An 11,904-nucleotide genomic window follows, 5' to 3' on the forward strand; every position below is an offset into this window, starting at 1 on the left:
GGTGAGAGATCACCGTACCGGTTCGATTCCGGTCTTCGGCATTATTATTTTGCGCCCGTAGCTCAATTGGATAGAGCGTTTGACTACGGATCAAAAGGTTATGGGTTCGACTCCTATCGGGCGCGTTCTCTTACGGGAAGTAGCTCAGCTTGGTAGAGCACTTGGTTTGGGACCAAGGGGTCGCAGGTTCGAATCCTGTCTTCCCGATAGGAAATTTAAAATTTATTATGGGGGCTTAGCTCAGCTGGGAGAGCGCCTGCTTTGCACGCAGGAGGTCAGCGGTTCGATCCCGCTAGTCTCCACCATTTAAATCATTTACAAACTATATAACGGCGGTGTAGCTCAGCTGGCTAGAGCGTACGGTTCATACCCGTGAGGTCGGGGGTTCGATCCCCTCCACCGCCACTAATTATTAGTTGTAGAATTAAAATTTGGACCTTTAGCTCAGTTGGTTAGAGCTAACGGCTCATAACCGTTCGGTCGCAGGTTCGAGTCCTGCAAGGTCCATATAATTTTGGAGGAATACCCAAGTCCGGCTGAAGGGATCGGTCTTGAAAACCGACAGGAGCTTAACGGCTCGCGGGGGTTCGAATCCCTCTTCCTCCGTATTTGGTCTCGTAGTGTAGCGGTTAACACGCCTGCCTGTCACGCAGGAGATCGCGGGTTCGATTCCCGTCGAGACCGCCATCTAATAATTTAATAGCAATTTACCTATAAAATGTGGAGGAATACCCAAGTCCGGCTGAAGGGATCGGTCTTGAAAACCGACAGGGCCTTAACGGGCCGCGGGGGTTCGAATCCCTCTTCCTCCGCCATTTTTATTATCGCGGGATGGAGCAGTTCGGTAGCTCGTCGGGCTCATAACCCGAAGGTCGGTGGTTCAAATCCGCCTCCCGCAATTTATTTTGGTCTCGTAGTGTAGCGGTTAACACGCCTGCCTGTCACGCAGGAGATCGCGGGTTCGATTCCCGTCGAGACCGCCATTTAATCATTTTAATATATATGGTTCAGTAGCTCAGTTGGTAGAGCAATGGATTGAAGCTCCATGTGTCGGCAGTTCGACTCTGTCCTGAACCATTTCTTGCCGGCCTAGCTCAATTGGTAGAGCAACTGACTTGTAATCAGTAGGTTGGGGGTTCAAGTCCTCTGGCCGGCACCATCTTAACGGAGGGGTAGCGAAGTGGCTAAACGCGGCGGACTGTAAATCCGCTCCTTCGGGTTCGGCAGTTCGAATCTGCCCCCCTCCACCATCATAAATAGGGACATAGTTCAACGGTAGAATAGAGGTCTCCAAAACCTTTGATGTGGGTTCGATTCCTACTGTCCCTGCCATGGCGGTTGTGGCGAAGTGGTTAACGCATCGGATTGTGGTTCCGACACTCGTGGGTTCGATTCCCATCAACCGCCCTTTATTATTAATGGGCTATAGCCAAGCGGTAAGGCAACGGACTTTGACTCCGTCACGCGCTGGTTCGAATCCAGCTAGCCCAGCCATAAGAGCCATTAGCTCAGTTGGTAGAGCATCTGACTTTTAATCAGAGGGTCAGAGGTTCGAATCCTCTATGGCTCACTTTAAGCACTCCTTAATGGAGTGCTTTTTTATTACCCATTTTTAGTAGTGATTTTCATGAAAAAATTTATAAGTATGACTTTCATAGTATGACAGTTACACCTTTCATTGGTATAATTATGAGTATGAAAGTTATAGACGGAGGAGAGATTATGGATTTTTCCAACTTTTTTAATAATCTTAGTACTTTGAAGATTATTACAAGTATATTAGATATACTTATTGTCTGGTATGTCCTTTATCTTCTCATTACTGTATTTAAAGGAACTAAAGCAATTCAATTGCTTAAAGGTATATTATTTATAGTTATTGGACAACAAGTAAGTAAACTTCTCAATTTAACTGCTACCTCAAAGTTATTTGATATTGTGATTCAATGGGGCGTTTTAGCTTTAATTGTGATATTCCAACCAGAAATTAGACGAGCACTTGAGCAATTAGGGCGAGGGAGCCTATTTAAACGCTATACTAATACTTACAGTCATGATGAAGAAAAATTAATCCAATCTGTATCAAAGGCTGTTCAGTATATGGCTAAAAGACGAATTGGAGCATTAATTGTTTTTGAAAAGGAAACTGGATTGCAAGACTATATTGAAACTGGTATATCAATGAATTCTGCAATATCTCAAGAATTATTGATAAATGTTTTTATACCTAATACACCATTACATGATGGGGCTATGATTATTCAAAACACTAAAATTGCTAGTGCTGCATGTTATTTACCACTTTCAGATAGTAATAAAATTTCTAAAAGTTTAGGTACAAGACATAGGGCAGCCGTAGGAATTTCTGAAGTTTCGGACTCATTTACTGTGGTAGTATCTGAAGAAACCGGTTCAATATCAGTTACTTTCGATGGTAAATTAAGACGTGATGTTTCTGATGAAGTATTCGAAGAGTTATTAGCTGAACATTGGTTTGGAACTCGCGCTCAAAAGAAGGGTGTGAAATAGCATGTTAGAAAGTAAGTGGGGATTAAGATTTTTTGCCTTAATATTAGCGATCTTTTTTTATCTTTCTGTTAATAATGTGTTTGGCAATATTTTTAACAATGATAATCTAGCTCAGAATTCTTCTAAAACAATTGAAGATGTACCTGTAGAAATTCTTTATAATACCAAAAATTTACATGTTACTAAATCACCAGATACTGTTGATGTTACTATTTCAGGACCACAATCAAAGTTATTGAAAATAGAAAGTTCAGACGATATCAAGGTCACAGTTAATTTATCTAATGCTAAATCTGGAAATTATAAAGAAGATTATATTGTTAAAGGATTAAGTAACGATATTAGTTATAATGTTAAACCTAAACACGCTTATATCACCTTGGAGGATAAAGATACTAAAACAATGCATGTTCAGCCTGATATTTCACAAAACAATATAAATTCAAATTATAAAGTAAGTGAAACTTCTTTGAATAAAGACACTGTTCAAGTTACTGGTGGTAAAAAGCAATTAGACAAAATTGCATATTTAAAAGCGACATTTAAAAATGCGACTAATATCAGTGAGAATACTACTGATGTAGCTGAAATTACTGCATTTGACAAGCAATTGAATAAATTAAACGTTCAAATCAAGCCTAATAATATTAAAATGTCAGTGAAACTTGAACCTTACAGTAAAAAAGTAAAAATTAAAACCGTTAAAAAGGGTTCATTACCTGATGATGAAAGTTTAGATAGCATTAAACTAAATGAGAATGAAGTAGAAATTTATGGTAATAAAGATGATTTGAAGGATATTAATGACATAGAAGCCGATGTCAATTTAGATGATATCACTGAATCGACTGATAAAACACTTCAACTCAAGATACCTAAACAGGTTAAGAAATCTGAATTTAATGAAGTCACAGCACATGTCAATTTAAAATAGTAAACTAGATAATAAAGGAGTAATGAAAATGGGAAAATATTTTGGAACAGATGGTGTAAGGGGAGTAGCTAATAAAGAATTAACACCTGAATTAGCGTTTAAACTAGGTCGCTATGGTGGTTATGTATTAGCACATAATGAAGGAGAGAAACATCCTAGAGTTTTAGTTGGTAGAGATACTCGTGTGTCTGGTGAAATGTTAGAATCAGCTTTAATCGCTGGATTAGCATCAATAGGTGCAGAAGTAATGAGATTAGGAGTTATTTCTACTCCAGGTGTTGCATATTTAACACGTGAAATGGGAGCACAATTAGGAGTAATGATTTCTGCATCTCATAATCCTGTAGCTGATAATGGTATTAAGTTCTTTGGTGCTGATGGTTTTAAACTTTCAGATAAGCAGGAAGAAGAAATTGAACAATTATTAGATCAAGAACAACCTGACTTACCACGTCCAGCAGGCAAAGACATTATGCATTTTTCAGATTATTATGAAGGTGCACAAAAATACTTAAGTTATCTTAAATCTACAATTGATATAAATTTAGATGGACTTAAAATTACTTTAGATGGGGCGAATGGATCAACTTCTTCACTTGCGCCTTTCTTATTTGGTGATTTAGAGGCAACGACAGTTACAATTGGTTGTAATCCAGATGGATACAATATTAATGATGAATGTGGGTCTACTCATCCTGAACATTTAGCTGAAAAAGTTGTAGAAACTGAAAGTGATTTTGGTTTAGCTTTTGATGGAGATGGAGATCGTTTAATTGCTGTTGATGAAAAGGGTAACATCATTGATGGTGACCAAATTATGTTTATTATTGGTCAAGACATGCATAAAAATCATGAATTAAATAATAATATGATTGTATCTACTGTAATGAGTAATTTAGGGTTTTATAAAGCTCTTGAAACAGAAGGCATTCAATCAAATAAAACAAAAGTTGGAGATAGATATGTCGTTGAAGAAATGAGACGAGGCCGTTATAATTTAGGCGGAGAACAATCTGGACATATAGTAATGATGGACTATAACACGACTGGTGATGGACTACTAACTGGCGTACAACTTGCAGCTATTATTAAATCAAGTGGTAAAACTTTAAGTGAGTTAGCAGCCCAAATGAAAAAGTATCCACAATCATTAATCAATGTAAAAGTAACAGATAAACATCATGTATCTGAAAATGAAGACGTTAAAGCTGTTATGAATGAAGTTGAGAATGAAATGAATGGTGAAGGAAGAATATTAGTTAGACCTTCAGGAACTGAACCATTAGTAAGAGTAATGGTTGAGGCAGCTACAAATGAAGATGCTGAACGTTATGCTCAAACAATTGCTGATAAAGTAAAAGAAAAAATGGGATTAAATTAAAGTACCATTTAAAAACAAGAATACACTCTCTTTAAAGTTAAAGATTTAGAACTGAAAACTTTAAAGAGAGTATTTTTTTAGCAAAAAATATAAATTAAATATCAAATTATGACTATAAGTTTATGAATTAAATATAATAATATTTGCAAATAATTATTAGAAAAGGGTAAAATAGAGAGTATTGGAAGAAAGGAGGATAGATGTAATAAAAATAAAATAAAGCGCCTGGACAAATAATTAAAATGTTAACCATTTAGTATTAATTAAGAGAATGCTAATAGACATATTAATTATATTGTAGACGAGGAGAATAGTTATCGATATAATCGGCGGATGCTATTCCGGATGTGGCACATTCGTTAGCTTATTATTTAAAACATATAGGTAACTAGATGTACAAATATAATAAGAACGCCAAATAGAAAACATAGAAATATGATGTTTAGAATCCAATACAATAAAACGAGCAATGTCTAATTAAAAAATTTTATATAACAGATAAAATTATCATATGACTATGTAATGGAGGAAAAAGAAATATGTGCGGAATTGTTGGATATATTGGCTTTGATAATGCCAAAGAATTATTACTATCTGGTTTAGAAAAATTAGAGTATAGAGGATATGATTCAGCAGGAATTGCTGTTGTCAATGATGAAGGGACTACTGTATTTAAGGAAAAAGGTCGTATTGCAGAATTAAGAAAAGTAGCAGATAGCAATGACATTGATGGTCACATTGGTATTGGTCATACTCGATGGGCTACTCATGGGGTACCTAGTCATATTAATTCACATCCTCATCAATCAAATAATGGACGTTTCACTTTAGTGCATAATGGTGTAATTGAAAATTATGAAGAACTAAAAAGCGAATACTTATCAGATGTAACGTTTAAATCAGAAACTGATACAGAAGTTATCGTTCAATTAGTAGAATATTTTTCAAATAAAGGTTTAGAAACTGAAGAAGCATTCACTAAAGCAGTATCTTTATTAGATGGATCGTATGCTTTAGGTATGTTAGATTCTGAGGATGAAGACACTATTTATGTAGCTAAAAATAAATCACCTTTACTTGTTGGTATTGGTGACGACTTTAATGTTATTGCTTCAGATGCATTAGCAATGATTAAAGTTACAAATCAATATAAAGAAATTCACGATCATGAAATTGTTATTGTTAAAAAAGAAAGTGTAACAATTAAAGATAAAGATGGAAATATTCAAGATCGCCCAACGTATACTGCTCAAATAGATGCATCAGATGCTGAAAAAGGTATTTATGATCACTATATGTTAAAAGAAATTAATGAACAGCCAGCAGTAATGCGTCGTATTATTCAAGAATACGAAGATGAAAATGGAGATTTAAATATTGATTCTGAAATTATTAAAGATGTATCGAATGCAGATCGCATTTATATTATTGCTGCAGGAACAAGTTATCATGCTGGTTTAGTTGGTAAAGAATACCTTGAAAAACTATCTGGAGTGCCAACTGAAGTTCATGTGGCATCAGAATTTGTTTATAACATGCCATTATTATCTGAAAAACCTTTATTTATTTATATCTCTCAATCAGGAGAAACAGCTGATAGCCGTGCAGTATTGGTTGAAACAAATAAATTAGGCCATAAGTCTTTAACAATTACAAATGTAGCAGGTTCAACGTTATCTCGTGAAGCTGATCATACGTTATTATTACACGCAGGACCTGAAATTGCTGTTGCATCAACTAAAGCTTATACAGCTCAAATTGCTGTATTATCAATTCTTTCTCAAGTTGTAGCTAAAGCACATGGACGCAATAACGGTATTGACTTATTAAGAGAATTAGCAAAAGTAACAACTGCAATTGAAACGATTGTAGATGATGCACCAGTAATGGAAAAAATTACTAAAGAATTCTTAGAAACGACTAGAAATGCTTTCTTTATTGGTCGTGCGATGGATTACAATGTAAGTTTAGAAGGAGCATTAAAACTTAAAGAAATTTCATATATTCAAGCTGAAGGATTTGCTGGTGGAGAGTTAAAACACGGTACTATTGCTTTAATTGAAGATGATACGCCAGTCATTGCGTTAGCTACGCAAGAAAATGTGAATTTATCAATTCGTGGTAATGTTAAAGAAGTAGTAGCACGTGGCGCTAAACCTTGTATTATTTCAATGGAAGGTTTAGAAAAAGATGGAGACACATATGTGATTCCTCACGTACACGAATTATTAACGCCTTTAGTATCAGTAGTAGCGCTACAATTAATCGCATATTATGCAGCTTTACACAGAGGATTAGATGTTGACAAACCTCGTAACTTAGCTAAATCAGTTACAGTTGAATAATTCAAAAAGCTGGGACATGGATGACATGTCTCAGTTTTTTATTTGATTTGTTAAATAATCAGAATCATCATACAATTATTTTAAGTAGAGGTGATCATAAAACATATCTATAAAAAGAAACACGGAAAAACAATCATTAATGATTTAAATTGGCAGATTGAAGCGGGAGATAATTGGATTCTTTATGGGTTGAATGGTGCAGGAAAAACAACACTATTAAATATCATGAATGCTTATGAAAGTGTATCTCAGGGTGAAATAGAATTGTTTGAAATGATACCAGGTAAAAAAGGATATTCTGCAGAAAACGTTCGTCAACATATTGGATTTGTTTCGCATAGTTTATTAGAAAAATTTCAAGACGGTGAGAAAGTGATTGATGTCGTATTAAGTGGCATATTTAAATCTATCGGTCTATATAAAGAATATTCTGATGAACATACTAAAGAAGCAGAAAAATTATTAAATTTAGTAGGAATGTTATCATATAAAGATCAATATTTAGGATATCTCTCAACAGGACAAAAACAAAAAGTAATGATTGCTCGCGCGCTTATACATCAACCTGATGTACTTATTCTTGATGAACCAGCATCAGGATTAGACTTTTTGGCTAGAGAACAGTTATTATATTTATTAGAAAATTTAAATAAGACATACGCTCATTTGACGATGATTTACGTGACTCATGTCATAGAGGAAATTATTCCTTTATTTAGTAAGATATTTTTATTAAAAGAGGGTAGTTGTTTTGATAAAGGAATAACAAAAGATATTTTAACTGATTCAATTATGTCTAAATTTTTTAATAACCAAATTGAAGTTATTCAATATAGAAATCGATATCATCTTTATATAAAACATAATTGAGTTTGCACTTTGGTTAAATAAATGTCACAATTTTAAGAAAGAGTTAGATGGAGGGTATCACGATGGCATTAGAAAATATTAAAGCAATATTCTTAGATATGGATGGAACACTATTGCATGAAGATAATAAAGCGACTGTAAAAACAAAAGAAGTAATTGATCAGTTAAGAGAAAAAAATTATAAGGTATTTCTAGCAACAGGACGTTCTTATTCTGAAATTCATAGTCTAGTACCAAAAGGTTTTAAAGTAGATGGTATGATTAGTTCTAATGGAACAAGAGGCGATATTGAAGATACAATTTTATTTAAACATAGTTTGACAATAGATAGTGTAAAAAAAATAGTGCAACTAGCTCAACAACAACACATTTATTATGAAGTTTTTCCTTTTGAAGGAGATAGAATTTCATTAATTGAAGATCAATCATGGATGGAAGATATGATTGATAGTGAACGTCCACAAAATGAAGTGAGTGAAAGTGAATGGAAATCACGTCGAGATGCCATGAATGGTAAAATTAATTGGAGAAAAGATATTCCAAATGACGACTATTCTAAAATTTATCTATTCAACAAAAAGTTAAATAAAATTAAAACGTTTAGAGATGAGTTAATACAAAATAAAGTGTTATTAAATATTAGCGTATCTAATTCTTCAAGATTTAATGCTGAGACGATGGCTTATCAAGTGGATAAAGGTACTGGAATTAAAGAAATGATAGATCATTTCGATATTAAACAAGAAGAAACACTTGTTATTGGTGATAGCGATAATGACAGAGCAATGTTTGAATTTGGAGGATACACTGTTTCAATGAAAAATGCACGTCCAGAAATTCAGTCTATCACTGATGATACTACACAATATACAAATGAAGAGGATGGCGCGGCTTTATATTTAGAACAACATCTTTTAAATTAAAAAAAGGTAAGAAAGTAGGAGAAACCTACTTTCTTACCTTTTGTGTTAAATATAATTTATTTATCGTTATTCAAATTTTTTTGATGATTTAAGTCTTCTTTAACATGATTTTTTGTCTCATTAAAAGATGAAGGGTCGTTTTTTAACGCTTCTTTTTTATGATTTTTTTCTTTTCGTTTACTTTTTTTCTTTTCTTTTACAGGTCTATTCACATTCTCACCGCGACGTAAGAAATATTGAACAATACCCATTAGAATTACAAAATATAGAATTAAACGTACAATAATAATAAGCGTTTGAGCAATAATTAAAATCATTTGTGCTACATTTTGGGACATATTTCCGGTTAATACAGTTAATATTGTACCAAGTGGTTGTGTAATGATAATAATGAGTAGGTTAATTAATAAGATAGCTAAAAAGAATTTGAACCAAGTTTTACGTCCATTTTTAATGCCTTTAAAGCCGTCTTTAAAATGACCTATAGCACTTAAGTCATTTTTACGTGCAAATGATACAGTATAATTAATCATTAATATAAAGAAGAACCAATATACGATTGAAAGAATGAATCCCATAATGATAATTAAGATAATTTGTACAGTAAGTAAAATGCCAATAGCGTGATCAGATGTACTTACTGACTGTTGAATAGATGTGAATAATGGTGTTAATGCTTTATTAAATAAAAAGTTTAATCCTAATGTGATTAAATATAATACAGCATAAACAATAATAGTAATAAAAGCTAAAAGAAGACTTTTAACATATTTTCCTTTTTTAAAAGCAAAAAATAAATCAGAAAATTGAACAGCTTCTTTTTCAATGGCTTTAGCCATAATATTAAAAGCCCCCGCAAGTAATTGATAACCTGCAAGTATAAAGAATAATAATCCTAAGACTAGGACGAGTATTATCATAGATAATGACGCGCCAGCTGACTGTTGAAATTGTGCTGCTAGTTGCATCTGCATAAAGTTTTGAACGAAGAAAGTTCTAGCAATCACAAATGCCACAAATACAATAATAAAACTTACTAAACTAAATAGTATTGTTTTTATGAGTTGTGACTTAGCATTTTTAAATGCTAAACTATGAAATTTAAACAAAATAAGCACTCCTTTACGTTAATATAATACACAATATCAGAATTTGTGATTTTTTTAAATTAATATCTAACAATATTATGTTTTAAGTGTTAAAATATGCTAATGATTTAATAATGAAAGGAGACTTTATGGTGAAATTTGCAATTTTAACAGACGTTCATGGTAATTTTGATGCCTTACAAACTGTTTTAGATGATATTGATAATAGAGAAGATATCGATCAAATCTTTAACTTAGGTGATAATATTGGAATTGGTCATGAGACTAATAAAGTATTAGATACGATTTTCGATCGAGATGATATGGAAATTATATCTGGTAATCACGATGAAGCCATTATGTCAATTGTTAATGGTACACCGTATCCAGAAGATTTAAAAAACAAATTTTATGAACACCATCAATGGATTGAAAGTCGAATGGATGAAGATTACTATGATGTATTAAATACACTACCAAGATATTTAGAAAAAACAATTTGTGGGAAAAAATGTTTATTTATACATTATGAAATTGAAAATCAAAGATTAGAAGAGGGTATTGATAAACAACCATTTGAACCTATTGTAGATAATCAAAAAGAAGAAATAGGTAAATTATTTGAAGATAAGGACGCAGATTTTATAGCTTTTGGACATAATCATCAATTACACTTGTATGATGATAATAACAAAACATATTTCAACCCTGGTTCAGTGGGACTTAATAATGGTAAATATGCCGTATATGGAATCGTCACAATTAACGAAAACGAGTTTAGCGTTGAAAGAGTAAAATTACCGTATGACAATGAAGAATTTTTTCAAGGATTTGATGAAAAACATGTACCAGGCAAACAATTTATTTTCGATCATTTTATATAAGTAAAAAAAGTCGAGCAGAAACTAATATGAATTCTGTTCGACTTTTTTACTTATATTGTAAACTGCGGACATTGTTTGTGTAGTCTTAATGATGAGTGTGCTCTTTATGTAATCCAGAGCATAGTACTGAAGTATCATGATCATGTTGTGCTGTTTCTAATTGAATCGTCATATGTTGTATATTTAAGTGAAGCAATTCATGTTCTATTTTTTTAAGAAGTCCTTCACAGTCCTGAACAGACATAGTTTCAGAGACTACTGCATGACAACTTAACGCATTCATATCATTTGAAATAGTCCAAACGTGATAATCATGGACATTATAAATTTCATTATGATTTGTAATTGTACTAATGATTTTATCTAAATTGACGTCACTTGGTGTACCTTCCATTAAAATATTAAGTGACGAACGTGAAATACCGATTGCACTTTTCAATATAATAATGGAAACTAGAATGCTTGCGATAGGATCAGCAATTGTAAAGTTAAATACGTATATAAGAATAGATGCTATAATGGCACCTAATGAACCAAGTAAGTCTCCTAAAACATGAATAAAAGCACCGCGCATATTTAAGTTATGTGACGTATCACCGCTTTTAAACATGATTATTGCAACGATAATATTCACTATAAGTCCAATCACACTAATAATAAACATTTCAGTGGATTGCACTTTAATAGGATTGAAAAATCTTCTAATCGCTTCGATGATAATGACGCCACTAATAATTAATAAAGTTATACCATTAAATAAGGCAGCTAAGACTTCAAAACGCTTGTAACCGAATGTTTTAGTTGAAGTAGCATTTTTCTCTGCATAAATAAATGCGATTAAAGCAACTCCTAGTGAAACAGTATCGCTAAACATATGAAGTCCATCTGATAATAGCGCAAGACTATTAGCGATAAATCCTCCTAAAATTTCAACAATCATAAATAAGCCT

9 protein-coding genes and 17 tRNA genes are annotated in these 11,904 nt (G+C 32.9%); 24 read left to right on the forward strand and 2 right to left on the reverse strand.

From position 1 onward, the window contains the following. Nucleotides 1–51: 51 nt before the first annotated feature. The 23 genes from HMPREF2629_RS10685 (at nt 52) to HMPREF2629_RS10795 (ending at nt 8,982) form a co-directional block, all read left to right on the forward strand. Nucleotides 52–125: transfer RNA gene (locus HMPREF2629_RS10685), tRNA-Arg, on the forward strand. Between the two features lie 8 nt (nt 126–133). Continuing rightward, nucleotides 134–207, forward strand: a tRNA-Pro gene (locus HMPREF2629_RS10690). Nucleotides 208–229: 22 nt separating this feature from the next. Continuing rightward, a tRNA-Ala gene (locus HMPREF2629_RS10695) sits at nt 230–305 on the forward strand. 26 nt (nt 306–331) lie between these two features. Beyond that, nucleotides 332–405, forward strand: a tRNA-Met gene (locus tag HMPREF2629_RS10700). A 28-nt stretch (nt 406–433) separates the two neighbouring features. Next, nucleotides 434–507, forward strand: a tRNA-Ile gene (locus HMPREF2629_RS10705). A gap of 9 nt (nt 508–516) precedes the next feature. Continuing rightward, a tRNA-Ser gene (locus HMPREF2629_RS10710) sits at nt 517–606 on the forward strand. Between the two features lie 5 nt (nt 607–611). Further along, a tRNA-Asp gene (locus tag HMPREF2629_RS10715) sits at nt 612–687 on the forward strand. Between the two features lie 35 nt (nt 688–722). Next, nucleotides 723–815 (forward strand) — tRNA-Ser (locus HMPREF2629_RS10720). Between the two features lie 10 nt (nt 816–825). Beyond that, a tRNA-Met gene (locus HMPREF2629_RS10725) sits at nt 826–899 on the forward strand. An 8-nt stretch (nt 900–907) separates the two neighbouring features. Continuing rightward, nucleotides 908–983: transfer RNA gene (locus tag HMPREF2629_RS10730), tRNA-Asp, on the forward strand. Between the two features lie 21 nt (nt 984–1,004). Further along, nucleotides 1,005–1,077 (forward strand) — tRNA-Phe (locus tag HMPREF2629_RS10735). Nucleotides 1,078–1,083: 6 nt separating this feature from the next. Further along, nucleotides 1,084–1,159, forward strand: a tRNA-Thr gene (locus HMPREF2629_RS10740). A gap of 7 nt (nt 1,160–1,166) precedes the next feature. After that, nucleotides 1,167–1,250, forward strand: a tRNA-Tyr gene (locus HMPREF2629_RS10745). Nucleotides 1,251–1,258: 8 nt separating this feature from the next. Further along, nucleotides 1,259–1,332, forward strand: a tRNA-Trp gene (locus HMPREF2629_RS10750). Between the two features lie 2 nt (nt 1,333–1,334). Beyond that, nucleotides 1,335–1,407 (forward strand) — tRNA-His (locus HMPREF2629_RS10755). 12 nt (nt 1,408–1,419) lie between these two features. Next, a tRNA-Gln gene (locus tag HMPREF2629_RS10760) sits at nt 1,420–1,494 on the forward strand. 3 nt (nt 1,495–1,497) lie between these two features. Further along, nucleotides 1,498–1,570, forward strand: a tRNA-Lys gene (locus HMPREF2629_RS10765). Nucleotides 1,571–1,722: 152 nt separating this feature from the next. Beyond that, on the forward strand, nt 1,723–2,529 hold the full coding sequence (gene cdaA, locus HMPREF2629_RS10770; RefSeq protein ID WP_017176078.1) for a diadenylate cyclase CdaA: 807 nt from the start codon (nt 1,723–1,725) through the stop codon (nt 2,527–2,529). Between the two features lies 1 nt (nt 2,530). Next, entirely contained in the window at nt 2,531–3,463 is a 933-nt protein-coding gene (locus HMPREF2629_RS10775) for a CdaR family protein (RefSeq protein WP_054105559.1), read from the forward strand. Between the two features lie 28 nt (nt 3,464–3,491). Continuing rightward, nucleotides 3,492–4,844 carry a phosphoglucosamine mutase gene (gene glmM, locus HMPREF2629_RS10780; RefSeq protein ID WP_054105560.1) on the forward strand — a complete coding sequence of 451 codons (1,353 nt, stop codon included), beginning with the start codon at nt 3,492–3,494 and terminating at the stop codon, nt 4,842–4,844. A gap of 539 nt (nt 4,845–5,383) precedes the next feature. Continuing rightward, nucleotides 5,384–7,189, forward strand: a complete 1,806-nt coding sequence (gene glmS / locus HMPREF2629_RS10785; RefSeq protein WP_017176081.1) for a glutamine--fructose-6-phosphate transaminase (isomerizing) — start codon at nt 5,384–5,386, stop codon at nt 7,187–7,189. Nucleotides 7,190–7,279: 90 nt separating this feature from the next. Next, nucleotides 7,280–8,059, forward strand: coding sequence for an ABC transporter ATP-binding protein (locus HMPREF2629_RS10790; protein WP_054105561.1), 780 nt, complete (start codon nt 7,280–7,282; stop codon nt 8,057–8,059). 62 nt (nt 8,060–8,121) lie between these two features. After that, nucleotides 8,122–8,982: an HAD family hydrolase gene (locus HMPREF2629_RS10795; protein ID WP_049379493.1), complete on the forward strand. Its 861-nt coding sequence runs from the start codon at nt 8,122–8,124 to the stop codon at nt 8,980–8,982. A 56-nt stretch (nt 8,983–9,038) separates the two neighbouring features. Here the strand turns inward: HMPREF2629_RS10795 and HMPREF2629_RS10800 are convergent, their stop codons facing one another. Continuing rightward, complete coding sequence (locus tag HMPREF2629_RS10800) at nt 9,039–10,091, reverse strand: lytic transglycosylase (protein ID WP_070813373.1); 1,053 nt, start codon at nt 10,089–10,091, stop codon at nt 9,039–9,041. A gap of 128 nt (nt 10,092–10,219) precedes the next feature. Here HMPREF2629_RS10800 and HMPREF2629_RS10805 point away from each other — a divergent pair, with 128 nt between their 5' ends. Continuing rightward, entirely contained in the window at nt 10,220–10,954 is a 735-nt protein-coding gene (locus HMPREF2629_RS10805; RefSeq protein WP_083318401.1) for a metallophosphoesterase family protein, read from the forward strand. Between the two features lie 85 nt (nt 10,955–11,039). Here the strand turns inward: HMPREF2629_RS10805 and HMPREF2629_RS10810 are convergent. Continuing rightward, nucleotides 11,040–11,904 (reverse strand): cation diffusion facilitator family transporter (locus tag HMPREF2629_RS10810; protein ID WP_070548451.1); only part of this gene is annotated, 865 nt, incomplete at its 5' end.

Source organism: Staphylococcus sp. HMSC034C12 (assembly GCF_001835895.1).
GTDB lineage: Bacteria > Bacillota > Bacilli > Staphylococcales > Staphylococcaceae > Staphylococcus > Staphylococcus hominis.

Excerpts from the sequence above, each read along its gene's own strand:
- cdaA (WP_017176078.1), top strand. The coding sequence starts at position 1,723 with ATGGATTTTTCCAACTTTTTTAATAATCTTAGTACTTTGAAGATTATT.
- HMPREF2629_RS10805 (WP_083318401.1), top strand. The coding sequence starts at position 10,220 with ATGGTGAAATTTGCAATTTTAACAGACGTTCATGGTAATTTTGATGCC.
- HMPREF2629_RS10795 (WP_049379493.1), top strand. The coding sequence starts at position 8,122 with ATGGCATTAGAAAATATTAAAGCAATATTCTTAGATATGGATGGAACA.
- glmS (WP_017176081.1), top strand. The coding sequence starts at position 5,384 with ATGTGCGGAATTGTTGGATATATTGGCTTTGATAATGCCAAAGAATTA.
- glmM (WP_054105560.1), top strand. The coding sequence starts at position 3,492 with ATGGGAAAATATTTTGGAACAGATGGTGTAAGGGGAGTAGCTAATAAA.
- HMPREF2629_RS10775 (WP_054105559.1), top strand. The coding sequence starts at position 2,531 with ATGTTAGAAAGTAAGTGGGGATTAAGATTTTTTGCCTTAATATTAGCG.